Genomic DNA, 21,120 nt, shown 5'->3' on the forward strand with positions numbered 1-21,120 from the left:
ACAGATACTTTAGAGTAACAAGTCTTCAATAATAGTGATGATTTTTGAGATATTGGTTTGCATACTCAGATCATAGGCAACTTTGGAACTATTTTCTTTATAAATATAAATACTTTTTTTATCCATCTCATTAATTGTATTTGCAATATCTTTAGGGTCAAATCCTATAGAGGTTTTCCCAATCTCATATCTATGAATGAATTTTTTAATTTCTAACAGTGGCGTGGATACCACACAAAGCCTAGATTGAATATATTCAAAAAATTTATTAGGCATTGCATTGGCATTGTTAAAAGTATTGGGTTGCAAGCTCAAGATCCCAATATCGAATTGATTACAGAATGTAACAATATCTCTCATTTCAACAGGAGGTAAAAATTTTAGATTATCAATATCAGAAGCTTTATCTTTGATGTTTTCCAGATAGTCTTTATGATTGCTCAATCCCATCACATAAAGACAAAAACGAGAATCTAAGTTTTTTGCTATTTCAAGTAGATTTTGCGAACATCTATCAGGACTTAAAAACCCGTGATAAATAATTTTTATAGTGTTTTTTAACTTAGAAGGTTCAAGCCAAACAAAAGGCGGAAAAGAATAAAAAACTTTTGACTCAACTCCAAAAACACTTTTATATTTTTTTCCTATTTCCTCGCTCACTACAATTGCCATATCCACAAGAGATAGATACTTTTTACAAAGATGTTCAAAAAATAACCCAAAAGTTTCCATCCACAAAGGATCATTTTCATATTCAAGTGGATAGTATTCTCTTAAGTCAATCAAGATCTTTGTGTGCGAAAAAAACTCACGATACCGTATTGCAAATGGCAAGAGTGTGATATCTTCTACCACAATCATATCAAGAACAGGCAAGGACTTAAATATATCTAAAATAACCTCTCTATTTGGAGTATAAATAAGCTTATCAAATTCTTTATTCTTACAATGATCTGTAATCTTTTGATTTTCTTCTTTACTCCTATCTTTAGAACTCTTTGGAGCAGGAAAATCAAAACATTTGATACCTTTTATAACAGAACATTCTCTTGCTATAGCAAAAACATCATATTTTTCTTTGAGCATCATTGCAAGACGGAAGGGTCTAGGGCGCTTTAAAATATCAAAATCCGCAAGTATTGCGATCTTTTTTTTCACCCACAATCTCCTGTTTTAGAGATAAAACTATATCCTGTAACAGGAAGCACACAAATCGTTTTTGTACGAGCGTTTTGCCTAAGAGTGATTTTAAAAGGTTGAGTAAGTTTTATTTTTGAACGCGTACAATAAGGAGTGCCAAATCTATCAAAATAAATCCTCATTCCAAGTGCAATTTCACAAAAACTATCCGCTTGAATATTTAAATCATCAATCCCATAAGCCTCACTCAGTCTCACAAAAACACTTGAATTATTTTTACACTCATCAGAAATATTTGTGTTGTTATAGCCACTCAAACAGCGTCTATCACTACCTTGCAAAGCAATAATATCTCCAGCCATTGGTCTTCCATCATAATTAGTGGTCACAGAAAAACGAGGCGTATCAATATAAATGCTGTAGCTAAATATTGTATATTTGCCATTAAGATGAAATTGTATCTGCCACATTGGGGTCTCATCAATAAGTCCCTGAGGATTTATACTTTTAAATCTTTTTGTAAGAAAATTTGTTTGATCTATATGGGTGTAGAGTTGAGTGTCATTTAATGCCAAATGGCGAGTATAAAGAATGTGCTCTAAAAGAGTATTGGTCGCTCTGTTTAATGTATTACTTTTCTGTGGAAGTGCAAAAAGTCCCAAGATTCCTAAAATAACAATCGCCATAACCATTTCTATCAAGCTGAATGCATGTCGGTTTTGAATCATTTTCATAGGTAGGCTCAAAGGTTTTTTGAAGTGGATTTAATAATGTTATATGATCTTATATTTCTACCCATATAGCTAATGCCTATATCACCTCTTGAGCCATTTGGAATCTTAATAAGCCTAAAATCACCTCCATCTTTTATTCCATAAAATCGTAATCTTAAAGCAAGGGCTTGATCTTTTGTATGGATACTTGTAATCCCATATTTTTTGATAGCAACACTTAGTTCTTTTGCAACATAATAACCAATCGCAAAATTATTTTTCACGCTGAAAATATAGGTGAGTTTATTTGAAAACAAACAAAAAGTCTCAAGAAATAAAGCAACAAACACAATAAAAAATCTCATCTTATAGCGAGTTCTAAAACGAGGTAATCTCACCCTCATATCGTGAAAAAAACTTTTCATCATAATAGGCAATCCTGTGACAATCATAGGGGCAAAAATTTCAGCATCTATATTTTGGCGAATGGATAACAAAAGTGCGAACACTAAAGCACTCACACTGACATAAACCATCAAATTATTTTGATTTTTTGTGATAGCCCAATAAAGGGTATAGTTGTAGTAAATAAACAAAAAGGGTGAGAAAAGCATTGCAAATTCTCCCAAAATATCTAAAAAATGCCCCTGCGGTCTGCCACTAATATCAAAGTCGAATAAATTCATATTCAAAGCAAAACCAAATAGAGCATAAATGATAGTCTTGGGCATTTTATTTTTAATGGCATAAAAGGTCAGTGCCAAAAACAATACACTTGAACTATTATCAATGAAAATACTTAAAAATAAAGATAAATAGGGAATCCTTTGGTATCTTAGATTGATATAACATATCCAAAGCGTTATAAAAATAATAAATCCACTTTTTGTAATCAAAATACCACTAAAATTAATTCCCGGCAACATCGCATACACAACGACAGTAAAAAGACTATCAGTTGGTTTTTTTAAATAAACCCTACTGATGGCATAAATCAAAACCATATTAAAAAAATGAATTAAAACAAACGGACCTCTCAGTGCATAATCATTGTTTCCAAAAAAATGAGTACTCAATCTTGCTAAATCAAATATAAAATTATCTGTCCCAAAAAATCCATAAGCTTCCTTATAGCTAATAGAAATTTGAGAAATCATCAGAAGTTGTATCAAAACACTCAAAAGAGCTATTATTAGGAAAAAAATATCAACAACATCAAAAGGACGTCTTGTTTGACTATGCCTATCTAACCAAAATCGAAAATACATCCAAATTTGTTCAGATCTTGAAGTTTTAAATTCCTCTGCAAACATCAAAAAATCTCATTAAATTTATATCCGCATTCTAGGAGCTTCATCCTAATTTGTTCTTTATGCTCCCTTCCTTTTGTCTCTAATGCCATCGTAACACTTGCGTCTCCATAATCAAGACTCGTGCTAACCCTATCATAATCAATTTGCACAATATTAACTCCAACTTGCGTGAGTATATCTGTGAGCTTTTGAAGACTTCCGGGCTTATCAACCAATATCACTTTAAATTTCATCTTCCTGTCTGATTTAATCAAACCTTTTTCTATGATTAGATTAAGCATGGTTACATCAATATTCCCACCACTTAAAATAATCCCCACCTTATCGGTTGATTTGAATTCTATTTTTTTGTGTAAAACTGCCGCAACTCCTGTAGCTCCAGCACCCTCCACAACAAGTTTTTGATTTTCAAGTAAATATAAAATACCACTTGCAATTTCCTCATCATCAACTTCTATAATGTCATCTACTGTTTCACAAATATACTGATAATTTCTTTCATTCACATCACGCACAGCAATCCCATCAGCAATTGTTCGGACAGAATCTACCTTTTGAATACATTTGGCCTTAAAGCTATCTCTCATAGCTGGGGCACCTTTTGCAGTAACACCGATAATTCTAACCTCGGGCTTGAGTGCCTTATACGCACTTGCAATCCCACCAATAAGGCCACCCCCACCAATTGGAACTAACACAATATTAATTTCAGGCTCTTCTTCTATCATCTCTAATGCAACACTACCCTGTCCTGCCATCACCTCATCATCAGCAAATGGATGAATAAAATGAAGCTTTTTTTCTTCTGCGATCTTGGTTGCACACGCATAAGCTTCATCATAATTATCACCAGCTAAAACCACTTCAGCTCCATATCTTTTGGTAGCTAAAACCTTCAATAATGGGGTAGCTTCAGGCATTACGATGACTGCAGGGATACCAAAATAATTCGCACAATAAGCAACTCCTTGTGCGTGATTACCAGCAGAAGAAGCAATCACCCCATTTTTACGCTCTTGTTCAGTCATACTTGCTATTTTATTGAATGCACCCCTTATCTTAAAGGCTCCAATAATTTGAAGATTTTCTTTTTTTAAATAAATCTGCGCACCAACTTCATTACTTAAACGGGGTGCAAAAGAAAGTGGATTAGGCTCAACAACAGGTTTGATTCTAACTCTAGCTTCTTGAATCTTTTTTAAATCTATCATTTATTCTCCTAGCTTTTGATACTCGATCTTAATACATTTGTTTTCTATCACTTCAACTCCCCTAGATTCTAACATATCTTTGGCATTTGCATTTGAAATCCCCAATTGCATCCAAAAAACTTTGGGCAAAACTTTAGCATTTAAAACCTCTGAAGCGATCTCTTCACAGGCTTGAGTCTTGCGGAATATTACCAAAATATCTGGATTTTCATTTTCTAAGACCATCTTCACATCTCTATAAACCTTCTCTCCTAATATTTTATCTTCTTTAGGATAGATAGGAATAATCTTGAAGCCTTTTTGTTGTAAATATCTTCCAACTTCATTGCTATCTTTTTTTATATCAGGACTCAATCCCACGATCGCAATCTTTTTGGTTTTATCTAAAATTTCTTTGATATCAGACATCTTTTATCCTTTTTATATCACGTAAAAATACTGGCAAAGCTATCAAAACTCCTGAAAGTATAATTAAAAAAATACCTACAATACTCACTAAATCAGGAAACTTATCCCCCAAAAGCAATCCCAAAGCAACTCCCCAAACAATGCGACTATAATCAATGGGTGCGACAATACCCGCTGGAGCAAGCATATATGCACGAGTGAGAAATTGTTGCCCAAAGGTTCCTGCTAGTCCCATTAAAAACACATAAAGCCACTCAATACCTGTAGGAAAATACCACCCATTAGAAAGATGAGGAATGCTAATAAACATTCCAATACCTCCAATAATGCTCATTGTGATACCAAAGGCAAATACAACACTTCTCTCATCAAAATAATCTCTCAAACTCCTAAGTGTTACAAATGCTAATGCCGCACTAACCCCACTAAAAATTCCTGCAAATATATTTTTACTATCAAGTCCTCCAACACTAGGATTTGAAATACATACCACGCCAATAAACCCGATGATGGTAGCAAAAATAACCCCTATTTTTGGTCTCTCTCTTAGAAAAATAACCGAGAAAATAACAGTGTAGATGGGTACGCTTTGTGCAAAAGCTGTAGCAGTTCCCAAAGGAATAGTCGCAATGTTATAAAATAGTGCCAACATGCTCAATCCACCAATAACCGCACGAAATAGAAGTTTTCCCCAACCGCCCTTCTTTTTCTCTTTTTTACTAGGTGATGAAAAAGCAAAGATTCCTAATACAAAAATCACCATCACAAAGGAGCGAAAAAATATATTCTCCATCGGTGATAATTGCGGAGAAAGTAGCTTTACAAAGGCATTCATTAAAGCGAAACTTAATGATGAAAGAGCCATATAAATAATGCCAAAACTTGTTTGAGAATATTTCATACATATCCTTGAGAAAATTTTGCAAAAGTATAAGATAAATTTGATTTTTAATCCTTAAAAATCATAGATAAAGCGATTTTTACAGAATTTTAAATATCAAGATTCTTCATCATTTAAAATTACTATAAGATTTCTAAATAAACTCTTGATTGTGTTTTGAAATACTTTAATAAGATTTATTGCTTACTTTGCTAGTAACTGAAGTATGAATTAAGATGAAAATAAATGTCCGGGGAAACCCGGCATTTACTAAAAGGAAGATAATGCGAAATTAAAACAACGGGAGACATTGCCTTAATTAAAATCACGATTTACAAACTAAACAACCAAACTAAAGGAGACCCACAACCACAACCACACCTACTCTCCTTTAGTTTTTTAAAGAACTAACAATTAGGAATTATTTTTTAATTTTATGTGGATTACCTTCACCTCCTATATAAGAGATTTCCCCATCAACAATATCATAAGCTTGACCAAATCCTTTAACAAATCTACCTTTAATAAATTCAAGATGAATCAGGTGAAAATCCATCATATTGCGAATGGTCTTAATACCGCCACTCTCACCCACTTCATTAACAAAACTATCAAAAATCTTATCAAACTCACTTCCGCGTTCAATAAATTTTGCTCGTGCTTTGTATCTCAAACGTTTTCTTAAAATTACCAACTTTGCTTTTGATTCATCTTCAAGAAACATAACCTGTAGATTATCTGGATTAGCCCTAAGACTCCCATAATGTTCGGCTACCTCGCTGACATAAATATAGCACTTATTTTCATATCTCAAAAGAGGGGCATAAGAACAAACCACTTCTCCAGAGGGGCTCAAGCTTGAGAGGATAATAGAATTCATCTCTTTTGTAAATTCCTTAATTTCTCTCTCCACAGATTCTATATCAAGTGTTTTTGGGACACTCTGACACAATTCAACAATGGCATTTTTGAGTCCATTATGAGGATCAGTGACCTTCTGTGGAAACTCAATCCTGAGATTTTTATTCCCATCATAAGAAATATCTAGTCCTAGCATATCAACTTTTGTAAGTTTGACATCTTTTGGTTCATTTAGTTGCCCAAACTTCTTTAGAAGTGCAATAAGTTCTGAAAGATGATGCTCATTCATATGATTCAAAATACTTTGAACTTCCATAAACTTTCCTTTAGTTTTAATGCTTAAATTTATTGCTTATTTTTAAACTAGTGAAATTATAAATCTTCTTAACTTAAAATAACATTAAAAATAAGAATGATTATTATTAATATAAAAATTTTACTCAGATCTTATCAAGTTTATCATTATTTTCGTATCCTAAAGCTATTTCCAACCACCAAAAGGGAACTCAAACTCATAGACAAAGCAGCAAAAAGAGGGATAATAAACCCAAAAACTGCTAAAGGAATCATCAAGAGATTATAAATAATACTCAAAAGAATATTTTGCTTGATAATTTTATAAGTGCAAATAGAGATATCAAAAGCACTTCCAAGAGAATCAAGACTATCATCAAGAACAACTACATCTGAAGAAGACACAGCTATATCGCTCCCTGATCCCATTGATATGCCTACATCACTTTTGCTCAATGCCAAAGAATCATTAATGCCATCTCCAATCATTATGACAATTTTACCTTGCTGATGATATTCATCTATAATTCTAACTTTATCTTCAGGCATAAGATAAGCATCAAAGCTTTCAATTCCAACCTCTTGTGCAATAAGTCCTACAACCGCTTTTCTATCCCCGCTTAAAAGCCTTATCTCAAGTGCCTTTTTTTTAAGCTTATCAATAAATTCTTTGGCACCTTTTTTAAGAGTATCTCTGAGCAAAAATATAGCACAAAGTTTCTCATTTACACTATATGCAAAAATCATATTTTCACCCACTTCGCTTACAGCAGAAACATCTATATTGTTCATTTTAAGGTACTCTAGACTCCCTCCTAGCAGTCTTTTATCTCCTGATTGAGCCCTAATGCCCATTGAAGAATTTTGAGCAAAATCACTAATAACACCCTCTGATTGACCTAAAAATTTTTTAACACTTTGAGAAATTGGATGAGAACTTGCAGACACAAAGGCTGATAAAAGTTTTTTATCAAATTTTTCAAATTCTCGTATTTGAATAACTTCTGGTTTGCCCGATGTGATCGTGCCTGTTTTATCTAAAAGAACCACATTGGCCTTTGCCATCGTCTCTAAAAACGAAGCTTCTTTAAAAACAAGAGCCTTTTTATATGCCTCCGTAATTCCTATAATCGTAGCAATAGGGGTTGCCAAAGCCAGGGCACAAGGGCAAGAAATAACAATCACAGAAATAGCAATCATCAAAGAATGCTCAAAAATCTCCCCGAGAAGATAATACCAAAGACAAAATGTTGCTATCCCCATAGTTAAAACAATCTTTGAAAAATATTGAGAAAGGGAATTTGCTAGATTTTGGATGCGTGGTTTGTGTGCGATACATTTCTCCATAAGCTTGATAAGCCTACTCATCAAAGAGTCTTCAAAAGGCCTACAAACTTTATAAATAAAACTTTTATTTGTATTCACATATCCAGAAAAAATCTCCTTGCCTTGCAAAAAAACAGATGGTAGAGATTCTCCATTGATGGCTTTGGTATCAAGTAATGCTTCCTTGCTCTGCAATATTCCATCAAGTGCCAAAGCTTCTCCAGGCAATACTTCTATCCTATCTCCTACTTTTGCTTCTTGGGGGGTTTTATAAACTCTATTTTCCCCTTCTAAAACAATCACGCTAGTAGGAACATTTGAATTAAGTTTATCAAGAGCATCTCCAGCATTTTTTCTAGATTTTACTTCTAAAAATTTTCCCACAAACACTATGGTAATAATCATTGCCACAGATTCAAAATAACTCTCTCCTGTCCTGCTTAGACTCGCATATATAGAATAAATATAAGTCAGACTTGCTCCAACACACACTAGTAAATCCATTCCAAAAGATCCATTTTTAACTCCAAAATATGCACTTTTGAAAAAAACTCTCCCAGTATAAAATAAAACAGGCGTGGCCAGAATAAATGAAACCAGATTCAGTGCATCTTTCATATCTCTTCCCATACCTAGAAAATACCCAGCATATTGTGCTACAGCTATCCACATAATATTCATGGTACAAAAAATCGCTACAACCATTGAAATATAATAACTTTTGCGTTCTTTTTTGGCTTTAAGCTCTTGAATCTTGGGATCATAAGCGTAAGCATCATATCCTATGGATCGAATCAGCTCAATAATCCTAGAAGGCTTTATCTTGGAATCATCAAACACAATTCTAGCTTTATTGCTTGTGTAATTGATACTAGCTTCATATATTCCATCTTGGGCATTAAGCATCTTTTCATTGAGCCAAATACAAGCTGCACAATGAATATTTTCTATAATCAACGAAAATTCACAAAGTCCATCTTTAGTAGAAATATATTTTTTAGCAAATGCTATGGTGTCAAAAGAATCTAAATTCTGAGCACCTATGTCTGCAGGAGGAGGTATTGCATTGTCTCCTAACTTATCATAAAAACCATCAAGCCCACTTTCTTTGAGCAAAAAATACACGCTTTCACATCCATTGCAACAAAAATACAGTTCTTTTCCATCATCTAAAATTTTTTTTAGGGCATTTTCAGGATATTGCAAATGGCAATGCGAACAGCTTGTCATCAAGTATTTCCTCCATCCTCAAGACAGATATCTTTTGAGCACACCTTAATACTATGAGTATTGGCATTTTTATATATTCTTTTCACCTCATCGGTATTATCTAACTGGGCACTTGAGTTATGAGTGAGAAGTGGGGGTAATATTTTTAAACTTGATTTGGTGTTGATTCTAGCTTGACATAACAAAACACTGGCTTGTTTGTCCATTCGAGGATAAACAAATCTAGCTACTTCAGGATTTAACCCTTCATTTTTTAGGGTGTAAAAAACCCGATGAACTTCCTTTGCATCATAACAAAATACAAAGCTCCCCTTCGGATTTAATAATTTTTTTACCTTGATACAAAAATTCCTAAATGGTAAAAACTCCTCATTTCTAGCAACCTTGATTCGTTCATTCTTCGCCCCTATGGTACCTGAACGATAAAAAGGTGGGTTAGAAATAATCATATCAAATTTACTAGTACTATGAAAATCTAAAAAATTCTTATGGATAATCTCTGTTTGAATATGTGCAGAAGCGGCATTGATTTTAGATAAAAAAGCCATATAAGGATCAATTTCTATCATTACAAGATGAATATCAAAATCTCTAGCACATAAAAGTCCTACGACACCACTTCCTGATCCCACCTCCAAAACACAAAAAGATTTTTTAATGAACGTTTTAGCAAAATCATATAAAAACAAACTATCACTATTGTAACAATATCCATCGTGTAGTTGATATAACTTTAGGACTTTTTTATCCATAATAATCCATCATTCCCTAATTTTTGAGTGTGAAGCAACTCCGCGTTGTAATCAAAACCCTTTGATTGTATGCCTTGTTTGATTGTAGGAGAAATATGCATTAAAACCATATCCACAAAAGGATTTATGCTCTCAAACAAATCCCAACCCCCTTCTATGATATTAAAGCCTTCTTGAAGTTTAACATCTCTAATATCATTAAATATATCCACCCTTCGATGAGAGATCTTAAAAAGTGGTGCATCATAAAAGGGTTCTTGTTTTGTGAGTATTTGCACATTTGGCAACTTGCCATCATATTCTTTTGTGCAATATCTTGTATCTAATGTGGGTTTATCCACTCTAAGTGTCTTCCCTGATATCATAATAGTATCTGCAACGCATCGTTGGTTATGAGTGAATGTCCTAGATTCTTTGCTTGAAATCGCTCCGCTTTGATAGTCTCCATTGAGCCTTTGAGCAATCTTGAATAGATTAAAATGCCCTTGATTTTTTAAACACAAAAAGGGATAAAGCAAATTCTCGCACTCATTTTTAAGAATGTTTTTTATAACTTCAATTCCAGATTGTTCAAGTCTTTGTGCCCCACCACTTGCTTGTTTTTGAATCTCAGATGAACCAATCACAACTTTTTTAGGGTGAATTTCCTCAATGAGTTCTGCACAAGGTGGGGTCTTTCCATAATGATTGCAAGGCTCCAAAGTCACATAAACAATACAATCTCTAAAAATCCCTTTATGATTGGTTTTTAAATACTGATGAATATCTTTAGAATCTACCAAATCACATTTTTGATGAGTTAATTTTTCATAGGCAATTTTTAAAGCATTCACTTCAGCGTGGGCTAATCCTGCTTTCTTATGAGCTGAGATAGAAAGTATATTCCCCTTACCATCCACCACCATGGCTCCAACACTTGGATTTGGAAGGGTTAAACTCTGATATTTCCAAGCCTCTTGGATACATAATGATAAAAAATATTCATCTGAACTCAATCATGTTCCTTGTTTGAATAGATACTAAACCAACATAATACTAAAAAACATTATAAAACAAATTTATGAAGGCTTTGGATAATTCACTCTTAGATCTAACTTGAAATTTAACGACATTGCATAGAATTTTTCTTAGATTATGAGATAATCCTGCTTTCTAAATATTGCTGATTGATAGATTTTACAAGGAGATTTGATGAAGATTCCTTATTTTAGCTTCGTACAAAGTAAAAATGATATTCTTGCAGGGATGGTAGCTTCTTTTGTAATGGTTCCAGAAGTAGTTGGTTTTGCACTCGTAGCAGGTTTTAACCCAATTATGGGACTTTGGACGGCTTTTATTTTAGGGCTTATCACAGCTCTGATTGGGGGAAAACCTGGTGCAGTAAGTGGGGCAGCTGGTTCTATGGCGGTGGTCATAGTAGGATTAGCCATTTCTCATGGAACAGCTTATGTTCTTTGGGCAGGTGTTTTTGCTGGGATTTTTCAAATACTCATAGGGATTTTCAAACTAGGAAAATTTATTCGATTCGTACCTCAACCTGCAATTTTTGGATTTGTAAATGGATTAGCGATAGTCATCGCAATGAGTCAATTGCAGTTTTTTAAAGGCGAAGGAGCGATAATGTATATCCTCGTAGGAATCACTATGCTCATCATGTTTATCTTGCCAAAATTCACAAAAGCCATTCCAGCAGGACTTGTAGCGATTATCGGACTTGGGATTATGGCTCATTATCTTGAATTAAACACAAAACTTGTTACCGATCTAGGTAATATTAGTGGGACATTTCCTCATTTTTCAATTCCACATGCTCCACTAAATTGGGAAACTCTAAAAATCATTTTTCCTTATTCTGTGATCTTAGCTCTAGTAGGACTGATTGAATCACTTCTAACCCTATCTGTACTAGATGAATTGGGAGGAAAAAGGGGTAATGGCAACAAAGAATGTATCGCTCAAGGCATTGGAAACACAACTTGCGGATTCTTTGGATCAATGTCAGGATGTGCGATGATTGGTCAAAGCATTATCAATACCGCTTCAGGTGGTAGCACTAGATTATCATCTCTAACCACTTCTGTATTGATTATTTTATTTGTTGTGAGCATCCCTCATGTCATTGGTAAGATTCCTATGGGGGCACTAGTAGGGGTTATGTTTATGGTCTCTATAAAAACCTTTGAATGGGCAAGTCTCTCAAGAATCAAATCTATGAATAAACCTGATGCATTCATATTAATAAGCGTAACGCTCATTACAATCTTTGCAGATCTGGCAATAGCTGTTATCATAGGGGTCATCATTTCTGCACTTGTCTTTGCTTATGAACAAGCCAAAATCAAAGCTAACGTGGAGATTGAAAAAGATGGGACAAAAATTTATCAACTTGAAGGACCTTTATTTTTTGGCTCATCTTCAGACTTTATAAATAACATCTTTAGCGTGGATACAGATCCCAAAAATGTAATTATAGATTTTAGCAAAACTAGAGTGATGGATAGTAGCGGGATTGAAGCTATTGACAAAGTGACAAAAAAATACTTACAGGCACAAAAAAGCCTCAAACTACGTCATCTAAGCGATGATTGCAAAAAAGCGTTGCAACTATCTAAAAGGTTCTGCACCTATGAACTAGATGATCCTAGCTATAAGGTAGCAAGAGATCTCTAGCTCTTTTTAAAAAGCTAGATTGGGATTAATGAAAAACTGGAAGATATAAAAACCCTGTTATAACCAAAGAATTCACAATATCAATGAAAAAGGCTCCAACCAAAGGCACAACAATAAAAGCTGTGTGAGAGTACCCGTAGTGATTTGTAATGGTTTGCATATTCACCATCGCCGTAGGGGTTGCACCCAATCCAAAGCCACAATGACCTGCAGCAAAAACAGCTGCATCATAATCCTTCCCGCAAAATCTAAAGGTTATAAAAACAGCATAAAGTATCATAACGACAACCTGACATACCAAAATAACAAACATTGGCAGTGCTAAAGCGACTAACTCCCATAAATTAATCGTCATTAACGCAAATGCTAAAAATAACGACAAACTTACATTTCCAAGAACAGCAACCTCTCTATCAAAAACTTTGTGAATATTAAAGGCTGATAAAAAGTTTCTCAAAATAACCCCAACAAAAAGGCACCATACAAAAGTGGGTAAAGTATAACTCATATGATTTTTCACAAAGTCAGAAACACTAGTACCTATGAGTAATGCCACTGCAATAAGTGCCAAAGATTCCACAAAACTTGAAGTGGTAATCAATCGTTCTTTTTTAGGAGATTCAAAACCTACTGGGGCAACTTCTTCGCTTTCATTTGGTTTATTGCCAGATTTCAATGGAGTTTTGAGGTTATATTTTTTTATCAAATATCTTGCTACAGGCCCACCTATAATCCCACCACTAACAAGTCCAAAAGTTGCTGATGCCATTGCCACTTCCATTGCGGGTGAAAAATTATAAGGAAGATCTTTGAATACAACCGCCCAAGCAGATCCTGTTCCATGCCCACCACTCATTGTAATGGATCCTCCTAGCATTCCCATCAAAGGATTCACTCCCATTGCCTCAGCAATCCCTATCCCAATGATGTTTTGAAGGAACAAAAGCCCCACAACCACAATTAAAAATACTCCTAACATTTTTCCACCCTTTTTCAAAGATGCAAAATCAGCACTCAAGCCAATGGATGTAAAAAATGCCAACATCAAAGGATCTTTTAAAGATGAATCAAATTTTAATTCAATACTAGAGAATTTATAAATAGCTAAGATAAAAATAGCTGCCACAACTCCTCCAACAACTGGCTCTGGTATATCATAATCACGTAAAAATTTGACCCTTTTTATAATCAAACGTCCCAACAATAAGACCGCTACCATACATACCAAAGTAGCATAAATATTAAAATTCAATGTATGCATTCTCTTCCTTTTCTTAATCTAAATTGAAATTCATTCCGTGAAACTTTACCTTAAACTACCTAAAACACTAATTTAAAATCAAACCCTACCAAATAATAAGCATTTTAATCTTATAATTCAAAAAATTATATTGAATCTAGGAGCATGTAATGAATGTTGTGTTACAAATAGGAGCAGGTGGAGTTGGAGGCGTTGTGGCTCACAAACTAGCTATGAATAGAGAAGTTTTTGGAAAAATCATCTTAGCGAGTAGAACGGTAAAAAAATGCGAAGAGATTGCAAAAAGCGTCTCAAAAAAAGGATATGGAGAAATTATCTGCGAGAGTGTAGATGCTGATAATGTAAGTGAATTAGTAACACTTATTAACAAATATAAACCCAAGGTTGTTATCAATGTCGCATTGCCTTATCAGGATCTGACCATTATGCAAGCCTGTTTAGAAACAAAAACTAACTATCTAGATACGGCTAATTATGAACATCCTGACACGGCTAAATTTGAATACAAGCAACAGTGGGCATTCAAAGATGCTTATAAAAAAGCTGGAATTTTTGGATTGCTTGGATCAGGATTTGATCCTGGTGTTACAAACGTGTTTTGTGCATATGCACAAAAGCATTATTTTGAAGAAATTCATTCAATTGATATTCTTGATTGTAACGCTGGAGATCACGGCTACCCCTTCGCTACCAACTTTAATCCTGAGATCAACCTAAGAGAAGTAAGCTCTAAAGGAAGATATTGGGAAAATGGAAAATGGATAGAAACAAAACCTATGGAAATAAAACAAGTATGGCCATATCCTCAAATTGGCGAAAAAGAATCTTATCTTTTGTATCACGAAGAACTTGAGTCACTGGTTAAAAACATTAAAGGACTCAGAAGAATACGCTTTTTTATGACCTTCTCTCAGAGTTATCTCAATCATATGAAATGTCTAGAAAATGTGGGCATGTTACGAATTGATGAGGTCAATCACAATGGCCAAAAGATTATCCCTATCCAATTTCTAAAAACTCTCCTTCCTGATCCTGCAAGTCTAGCTGGTAGAACTAAAGGTAAAACCAACATTGGTTGCTATATACAAGGAAGCAAAAATGGCAAAGAAAAAACCGTATATATTTACAATGTTTGCGATCATCAAACTTGCTATGAAGAGGTTAATGCTCAAGCTATAAGCTACACCACAGGAGTACCTGCCATGATTGGGGCAAAGCTAATTTGCGAAGAAAAATGGGGAGTTCCATCTATAGGAGCGGGGGTTTTTAATATGGAAGAACTCAATCCTGATTTCTTTATGGAAGAGTTAAATAAACAAGGGCTTCCTTGGGAGATTATTGAAAAATAATCACACCCTTTTTTTTGGAAACCTTATTTATAAATATATTCCTTTGTTAAAGGCAGATCGTTATTAACACTATTTGTTAATAACAATTGGAATAAATCCACGCTCCCCACACGGAAAGCTGAAGCACAACTATCTAAGTATAATCTCCACATGCGAACAAATCTTTGATCGTATCGCTTGGAGATTTTGTCTAAGTTATCATTAAAATTTTTATGCCAAATATCCAATGTTTTTGCATAATGAATTCTTAAGCTCTCGGCTATTAAAAGATGAAAATCGGACTCACTCATAATTGAAATCACCTCTCTGAGAGATGGTAAATAACCTCCTGGAAAAATATACTTATCAATCCAAGCATTTGTTTCTCCCTCAAAACAACACATAATGGAGTGAAGCAAGAACATTCCACCTGGTTTCAAAACCTCTTTCACTTTTTTAAAGTAAAGAGGAATATTTAACTTACCTACGTGCTCAAACATACCCACACTAACAACTTTATCAAACTGATAGAGTGCACCATCTAAATCTTGATAATTCAAAAGCTTGATAGTTATTTTATCTTCTAAGTTGGCGTCTTTAACCCTTTGCGTAGCTGCTTTATACTGCTCTTCACTAATTGTTATGCCTAGCACATCCACTCCATAGGTTTGTGCTGCCCTAATCGAAAGCCACCCCCATCCACATCCTATATCTAGGAGTTTCTCACCTTTTTTTAAATCAAGTTTTTTAAGCGTATGGTCAATTTTTTGAATTTGAGCTTGATAAAGAGAGTCTTGAGGGGTTTTAAAATAAGCACAAGAATAGCTCCAGGTCTCATCTAACCAAATTGAGTAAAAATCATTTCCCAAATCATAATGACTTGAAATATTAGATTTTTCTTTTGCACTACTCTGCATGGGCTTTGCATTATCGTGTTTGTGAAGATTCTCATAATTGCTATGCAAATATAAAACCCTAGCAATCTCATCCATTGAACCCTCTATATCAATCACACCATTCATATATGCCTCTGCAATTGCTAAAGACATATCTTTTTTGGCATCACTAAATTTCAATGGTCTATTGATTTTAATAGTGAATTTGGGCGGATTTAAACCGTTTGTGATTTTATCTCCATCCCAAAACACAACACAATAATCACCCATATTCCATTTTTTAAATGCCCTTTTTAATATCATTTTTGAAAACATCTCAAAACACCTTGTATAACAAATTTGAACACATTATAACACTTTGAGTTTAAAATATTTTAAACTGAGACTAAAACATCTATTGATTGATCACTATTAAAGACAATTTTTGATAAAATTTCTACTTTACATTCTAAAGCTAAAAAGCGGGGGCAAAATGAGCATAGACATCCGGAATAAATTCTTAAAGTTCTTCAAATCAAAAGGGCATCAAATCTATGAGAGTATGCCCTTAGTGCCTGATGATGCTAGTTTGCTTTTTACTAACGCAGGAATGGTTCAATTCAAGGATATATTCACAGGCAAAATCCCTACACCAGAAATCAAAAGAGCCACTTCAGCACAACTATGCATTCGTGCGGGAGGAAAACACAACGATTTAGAAAACGTGGGTTATACAGCTCGGCACCACACACTTTTTGAGATGTTGGGTAATTTTTCTTTTGGAGATTATTTTAAAAAAGATGCGATCTCTTATGCATGGGAATTTGTGACCAAAGAACTTGGATTTTCTGAAAATGTCTTATATGTTACCGTACATCAAGATGATGATGAAGCCTTCAGTTTATGGAGTGAGCACATTGATCCTAGCAGAATCAAAAAAATGGGAGATGCAGATAATTTTTGGCAGATGGGGGATACAGGACCTTGTGGGCCTTGTAGTGAAATTTTTGTGGATCAAGGAGATGAATTTTTCCATTCAGAAGAAGATTATTTTGGTGGTGATGGTGACAGATTTTTAGAGATTTGGAATCTTGTATTCATGCAATATGAAAGAAGTGCTGATGGAAAACTCCATCCACTTCCCAAACCAAGCATTGATACAGGAATGGGATTAGAGCGAGTTCAAGCACTGCTAGAAGGCAAAAGGAATAATTTTGATTCTTCAATATTTATGCCACTCATACAAGAAGTTTCCAAAATCACAAATAAAACCTATGTCTATGAAAATGGTGCAAGTTTTCGTGTGATCGCCGATCATGCTAGAGCGGTGGCTTTTTTACTTGCACAAGGGGTCAATTTCGACAAAGAAGGTAGGGGCTATGTTCTGCGTAGAATTCTCAGAAGAGCAGTTCGTCACGGATACTTATTAGGATTAAATGAACCCTTTTTGTATCTTATCGTTGAAAAAGTATGCGATCAAATGGGTGGGCATTATCAATATCTTTCCCAAAAAAAACAGATTATTTCTGAACAATGCAAAAACGAAGAAGCAAGATTTTTTGAAACCATTGAATCTGGAATGGAAATGTTCAAAAAAGAACTTGAATCACTCCCAAAAAATACTCCATTTAGTGGAGAAATTGCTTTCAAGCTTTATGATACCTATGGTTTTCCACTAGACCTCACTCAAGATATGCTTAGGGAAAAGAAAATAGAAATTGATATAGAAAAATTTGAGTCTTGTATGCAGGAACAAAAAAAACGTGCCAAAGCATCTTGGAAAGGCAGTGGAGATGAAGTTAAAAATGGAGATTTTCTAGAACTAATCAATGAATTTGGGTCAAATAAATTCAATGGTTATGAACATTTTCATTTTACAAGCAAAGTTTTAGCACTACTTGATGAGAATTACAAAAGAGTCAAAGAACTCAAAAATAATGGATATATCTTATTTGAAACCACGCCATTATACCCAGAGTCTGGAGGAGCGATAGGAGATACTGGAGAGCTTTATAAAGATGGTAATAAGATAGCGGATATATTGGATACAAAAAAATATTTTGGACTAAATATTTCTGAAATCCATCCTTTTGGCATCATAAAAGTCAATGAAATGCTAGATATATATGTTAGTTCTGATCGATATGAAATCAGCAAACATCACAGTGCCACACACTTATTGCATGCAAGTTTGAGAAAAATATTAGGTTCACATATTTCTCAAGCTGGAAGTTTGGTGCAATCCACTCGCCTAAGATTTGACTTCTCTCATCCAAAGCCTCTAAATTCGGAAGAAATTCAAAGCATTGAAGAAGAAGTCAATCGCCTTATATTCAAAAGTATTCAAACAAAAACCGAACTTTTACCCATACAAGAAGCAAGATCAAAAGGTGCAATGGCACTTTTTGGTGAAAAATATGGCGACATTGTCAGGGTTATCAGTTTTGATGAAGACTCTTGTGAGTTTTGTGGTGGGATTCACGTGCAAAATACAGCCAATATAGGGGGTTTTTATATCACTAAAGAATCTGGTGTGAGTAGTGGAGTTAGAAGAATTGAAGCTGTTTGTGGAAAAGCTGGGTATGAGTGGGGGAAAAATGCAATCAAAACTCTTGAAATAGCAAAAGAAACACTTAAAACTCAAGATGTTCATCTAGGAATACTCAAGCTCAAAGAGCAAATCAAAGAGCTTAAAGAAAAGAATTCCAAATCAAATTTCTTAATAGATCTTGAACCTATTGATCAGGTTGAAGGTGTGAATATTATCATTAAAAAGATTCAATCAGGAAATATCAAAGAAATCATTGATAACACCAAAAATACGAATGAAAAAGTAGCCATTTTTTTGCTCCAACAAGAAGAACAAAAAATCTCTGTAGCCTGTGGAGTAAAAAATGCTCCTTTAAAAGCCGGTGAGTGGGTAAAAGAAGTGGCAAATATTCTAGGAGGACAAGGTGGAGGAAGAGATGATTTTGCTAGTGGTGGAGGGAAAAATATTGACAAAATACAAGAGGCTTTAGATTTTGCTCAATATTTTGCGAGAAAAAAAATAAAGGAACCAGCTTGATTATTCTAGCTTCTTCTTCCATCACTAGAGCAAGATTACTAGAAAGCTTCGGGATTGAATTTATCCAAAAACAGGTTGATTTTAATGAAGATACTCTGCATTTCAAAGACCCTAAAGAATTCGCATATCAAGCCACACTTGGTAAATTCAAATCAGCTATTGAAACACTAGGATTAAAAGTACCATTATTGTGTGCGGATACAGTCATTAATGTAGAAGGTGCATTGCAAAGAAAGGCGATAGATATTTCAGATGCTAAAGCTATTTTAAGCTTACAAAATGGTAAAAATATTGAAGTATTAACCTGCATGATGTATAAATCTGAAAAATTAGAGTTTGTTGATATCTCTTGCACACAATACAAACTAGCTAGATTTGATGATCTCCATCTACAAGAATACCTGAGTTCTAAACAATGGGTTGGGAAAGCTGGATGTGTAATGGTGGAAGGCTTTCACAAAAACTATATTCTTGAGCAAAAAGGGTTAGAAAGCACTGCTTTAGGATTGAGCATAGAAAAGATCTTACCATTTTTGGAGACCAAATGAATACAAGTGTTTTAGTGCTCATGCTTGTGGTTTCGATTGTAATAGGCTTTCTAGGTCTTTTGGCATTTTTATGGGGTCTAAAAACAGGTCAGTTTGATGATGAAAAAAAAATGATGGAAGGTGTCTTATTTGATGGAATTGATGATTTAAACGAAGCAGCAAAAAAACAAAAGAAACAAAAAACTATTAAAAGGAGTAAAGATGAACAAAATTTATGATATAGCCATTATTGGTGCAGGACCAGGTGGTATAGCTTCAGCTGTTGAGAGTGCGGTGAGTGGAATTAAAAACACCATTATGTTTGAAAAAGGCGAAGAGCATTCTATGACTGTGCGTAAATTTTATAAAGACAATAAACGAGTGGATAAAGATTATAAAGGACAAAAAGTAGAGCTTAATGGACACATCTTATTTGATGATGGAACCAAAGAAAGCACTCTAGAGTTATTCAGTGAAATACTTGAACACCACAATATTGAAACTCATTTCAAAACAGAAATAGAATCTATCAAGCAAAGCCCTGATGGGTTCTTATTAACCACCACAGATAACAAAGCCTACAGTGCCAAATACATCATCATATCAATAGGAAAAATGGGGCAACCCAATAAACCTTCTTACAAAATCCCAATCACGCTACTTAAAAAAGTTGCCTACAATATCAATGATTGCAAAGAAGGTGAAAAAATTCTTGTGGTAGGAGGAGGAAACTCAGCTGTTGAATATGCCTGTTATCTAGCCACTATCACTGATACAACCTTGAATTATAGACGAACAGAGTTTTCACGCATCAATGAATCTAATGCTCAAAATCTAAAAGAAGTTCTTCAAGAAAACAAGCTTAAATCTAAATTTGGGGTTGATATTGAATCTCTTGAAGATGAAAATGGTAAAATCAAAGTCAATTTTACCGATGGAAAAAACGAAATTTTTGATAGAGTCATTTATGCCATCGGAGGAGTTGCACCGATAGATTTTCTCAAAAAATGTGATATAGAGTTAGATGAAAACAATATCCCTATCTGTACTGATAAACTAGAAAGTTCAATAAAAAATCTATTCGTAGCTGGTGATATTTTATTCAAATCTGGTGGTTCAATTGCCATTGCACTCAACCACGGGTATAAGATCATTGAGGAAATCAAAAGCAGATTATCTTAAATTTTGCTAGATATTAAAAAAATAAAATTGTATCAATATTTTTATAAGCATTTTATTGAAAATATTCTAAAATAAGCTGGTA

At 34.2% G+C, this 21,120-nt stretch carries 18 protein-coding genes; 6 read left to right on the forward strand and 12 right to left on the reverse strand.

Features of this window, described 5'->3' with window-relative positions:
• Positions 1-9 precede the first annotated feature (9 nt).
• The 10 genes from BKH42_RS01115 to ribD all read right to left on the reverse strand — a co-directional run bounded on the left by BKH42_RS01115 (position 10) and on the right by ribD (position 11,123).
• The gene (locus tag BKH42_RS01115; RefSeq protein WP_095293907.1) at positions 10-1,158 is read right to left on the reverse strand and encodes a glycosyltransferase; all 1,149 of its coding nucleotides are present in this window, start codon (positions 1,156-1,158) and stop codon (positions 10-12) included.
• Positions 1,155-1,874, reverse strand: a complete 720-nt coding sequence (locus BKH42_RS01120; RefSeq protein WP_143428545.1) for a type II secretion system protein — start codon at positions 1,872-1,874, stop codon at positions 1,155-1,157. Before BKH42_RS01120 ends, BKH42_RS01115 begins: the two co-directional genes overlap by 4 nt.
• An 8-nt stretch (positions 1,875-1,882) precedes the next feature.
• Positions 1,883-3,169: a glycosyltransferase family 39 protein gene (locus BKH42_RS01125; protein ID WP_219349817.1), complete on the reverse strand. Its 1,287-nt coding sequence runs from the start codon at positions 3,167-3,169 to the stop codon at positions 1,883-1,885.
• Positions 3,166-4,377, reverse strand: coding sequence for a threonine ammonia-lyase (ilvA, locus tag BKH42_RS01130; protein WP_257874214.1), 1,212 nt, complete (start codon positions 4,375-4,377; stop codon positions 3,166-3,168). The genes BKH42_RS01125 and ilvA overlap by 4 nt, the downstream gene beginning before the upstream one ends.
• Positions 4,378-4,785 carry a CoA-binding protein gene (locus tag BKH42_RS09845; RefSeq protein WP_257874215.1) on the reverse strand — a complete coding sequence of 136 codons (408 nt, stop codon included), beginning with the start codon at positions 4,783-4,785 and terminating at the stop codon, positions 4,378-4,380.
• Positions 4,778-5,686 (reverse strand): DMT family transporter, encoded by a 909-nt coding sequence (locus BKH42_RS01135; protein ID WP_095293913.1) that lies wholly within the window; start codon positions 5,684-5,686, stop codon positions 4,778-4,780. Before BKH42_RS01135 ends, BKH42_RS09845 begins: the two co-directional genes overlap by 8 nt.
• Positions 5,687-6,086: 400 nt before the next feature.
• The gene (locus BKH42_RS01140) at positions 6,087-6,842 is read right to left on the reverse strand and encodes a HugZ family heme oxygenase (protein ID WP_095293915.1); all 756 of its coding nucleotides are present in this window, start codon (positions 6,840-6,842) and stop codon (positions 6,087-6,089) included.
• A 146-nt stretch (positions 6,843-6,988) separates the two neighbouring features.
• Entirely contained in the window at positions 6,989-9,376 is a 2,388-nt protein-coding gene (locus BKH42_RS01145) for a heavy metal translocating P-type ATPase (RefSeq protein WP_095293917.1), read from the reverse strand.
• Positions 9,376-10,128, reverse strand: a complete 753-nt coding sequence (locus BKH42_RS01150; RefSeq protein ID WP_095293918.1) for a methyltransferase — start codon at positions 10,126-10,128, stop codon at positions 9,376-9,378. Before BKH42_RS01150 ends, BKH42_RS01145 begins: the two co-directional genes overlap by 1 nt.
• Complete coding sequence (ribD, locus tag BKH42_RS01155; RefSeq protein WP_095293920.1) at positions 10,110-11,123, reverse strand: bifunctional diaminohydroxyphosphoribosylaminopyrimidine deaminase/5-amino-6-(5-phosphoribosylamino)uracil reductase RibD; 1,014 nt, start codon at positions 11,121-11,123, stop codon at positions 10,110-10,112. Before ribD ends, BKH42_RS01150 begins: the two co-directional genes overlap by 19 nt.
• Positions 11,124-11,319: 196 nt before the next feature.
• On the opposite strand from ribD, the gene BKH42_RS01160 reads away from it, so the two are divergent.
• Positions 11,320-12,798, forward strand: a complete 1,479-nt coding sequence (locus BKH42_RS01160) for a SulP family inorganic anion transporter (RefSeq protein WP_095293922.1) — start codon at positions 11,320-11,322, stop codon at positions 12,796-12,798.
• 25 nt (positions 12,799-12,823) lie between these two features.
• Here BKH42_RS01160 and gltS read toward each other — a convergent pair whose 3' ends face one another.
• Positions 12,824-14,059 (reverse strand): sodium/glutamate symporter, encoded by a 1,236-nt coding sequence (gltS, locus tag BKH42_RS01165; RefSeq protein WP_095293924.1) that lies wholly within the window; start codon positions 14,057-14,059, stop codon positions 12,824-12,826.
• A 149-nt stretch (positions 14,060-14,208) separates the two neighbouring features.
• Here gltS and BKH42_RS01170 point away from each other — a divergent pair, with 149 nt between their 5' ends.
• Entirely contained in the window at positions 14,209-15,408 is a 1,200-nt protein-coding gene (locus BKH42_RS01170) for a saccharopine dehydrogenase family protein (protein ID WP_095293926.1), read from the forward strand.
• Positions 15,409-15,431: 23 nt separating this feature from the next.
• On the opposite strand, the gene BKH42_RS01175 is transcribed toward BKH42_RS01170, so the two are convergent.
• On the reverse strand, positions 15,432-16,598 hold the full coding sequence (locus BKH42_RS01175) for a class I SAM-dependent methyltransferase (RefSeq protein WP_095293928.1): 1,167 nt from the start codon (positions 16,596-16,598) through the stop codon (positions 15,432-15,434).
• Positions 16,599-16,755: 157 nt separating this feature from the next.
• Between BKH42_RS01175 and alaS the strand changes: the two genes are divergently transcribed.
• From alaS to BKH42_RS01195, 4 genes are read left to right on the forward strand one after another with little or no spacing between them, the layout of a single operon-like run.
• The gene (gene alaS / locus BKH42_RS01180) at positions 16,756-19,329 is read left to right on the forward strand and encodes an alanine--tRNA ligase (protein WP_095294009.1); all 2,574 of its coding nucleotides are present in this window, start codon (positions 16,756-16,758) and stop codon (positions 19,327-19,329) included.
• The gene (gene maf / locus BKH42_RS01185) at positions 19,326-19,877 is read left to right on the forward strand and encodes a septum formation inhibitor Maf (RefSeq protein ID WP_095293930.1); all 552 of its coding nucleotides are present in this window, start codon (positions 19,326-19,328) and stop codon (positions 19,875-19,877) included. The genes alaS and maf overlap by 4 nt, the downstream gene beginning before the upstream one ends.
• Positions 19,874-20,095 (forward strand): cbb3-type cytochrome oxidase assembly protein CcoS, encoded by a 222-nt coding sequence (gene ccoS / locus BKH42_RS01190; RefSeq protein WP_095293933.1) that lies wholly within the window; start codon positions 19,874-19,876, stop codon positions 20,093-20,095. Before maf ends, ccoS begins: the two co-directional genes overlap by 4 nt.
• A complete protein-coding gene (locus tag BKH42_RS01195; protein ID WP_095293935.1) occupies positions 20,079-21,038 on the forward strand; it encodes an NAD(P)-binding domain-containing protein in 960 nt (319 codons plus the stop codon). The genes ccoS and BKH42_RS01195 overlap by 17 nt, the downstream gene beginning before the upstream one ends.
• Positions 21,039-21,120 lie beyond the last annotated feature (82 nt).

This window comes from Helicobacter sp. 13S00482-2 (assembly GCF_002272795.1).
Lineage (GTDB): Bacteria > Campylobacterota > Campylobacteria > Campylobacterales > Helicobacteraceae > Helicobacter_J.

What these genes read in the sequence shown, in the direction of transcription:
- BKH42_RS01120 (WP_143428545.1), bottom strand. Translation starts at nt 1,874, where the DNA reads ATGAAAATGATTCAAAACCGACATGCATTCAGCTTGATAGAAATGGTT.
- ilvA (WP_257874214.1), bottom strand. Translation starts at nt 4,377, where the DNA reads ATGATAGATTTAAAAAAGATTCAAGAAGCTAGAGTTAGAATCAAACCT.
- BKH42_RS09845 (WP_257874215.1), bottom strand. Translation starts at nt 4,785, where the DNA reads ATGTCTGATATCAAAGAAATTTTAGATAAAACCAAAAAGATTGCGATC.
- BKH42_RS01135 (WP_095293913.1), bottom strand. Translation starts at nt 5,686, where the DNA reads ATGAAATATTCTCAAACAAGTTTTGGCATTATTTATATGGCTCTTTCA.
- BKH42_RS01140 (WP_095293915.1), bottom strand. Translation starts at nt 6,842, where the DNA reads ATGGAAGTTCAAAGTATTTTGAATCATATGAATGAGCATCATCTTTCA.
- BKH42_RS01145 (WP_095293917.1), bottom strand. Translation starts at nt 9,376, where the DNA reads ATGACAAGCTGTTCGCATTGCCATTTGCAATATCCTGAAAATGCCCTA.
- BKH42_RS01150 (WP_095293918.1), bottom strand. Translation starts at nt 10,128, where the DNA reads ATGGATAAAAAAGTCCTAAAGTTATATCAACTACACGATGGATATTGT.
- BKH42_RS01160 (WP_095293922.1), top strand. Translation starts at nt 11,320, where the DNA reads ATGAAGATTCCTTATTTTAGCTTCGTACAAAGTAAAAATGATATTCTT.
- gltS (WP_095293924.1), bottom strand. Translation starts at nt 14,059, where the DNA reads ATGCATACATTGAATTTTAATATTTATGCTACTTTGGTATGTATGGTA.
- BKH42_RS01170 (WP_095293926.1), top strand. Translation starts at nt 14,209, where the DNA reads ATGAATGTTGTGTTACAAATAGGAGCAGGTGGAGTTGGAGGCGTTGTG.
- BKH42_RS01175 (WP_095293928.1), bottom strand. Translation starts at nt 16,598, where the DNA reads ATGTTTTCAAAAATGATATTAAAAAGGGCATTTAAAAAATGGAATATG.
- alaS (WP_095294009.1), top strand. Translation starts at nt 16,756, where the DNA reads ATGAGCATAGACATCCGGAATAAATTCTTAAAGTTCTTCAAATCAAAA.
- ccoS (WP_095293933.1), top strand. Translation starts at nt 19,874, where the DNA reads ATGAATACAAGTGTTTTAGTGCTCATGCTTGTGGTTTCGATTGTAATA.
- BKH42_RS01195 (WP_095293935.1), top strand. Translation starts at nt 20,079, where the DNA reads ATGAACAAAATTTATGATATAGCCATTATTGGTGCAGGACCAGGTGGT.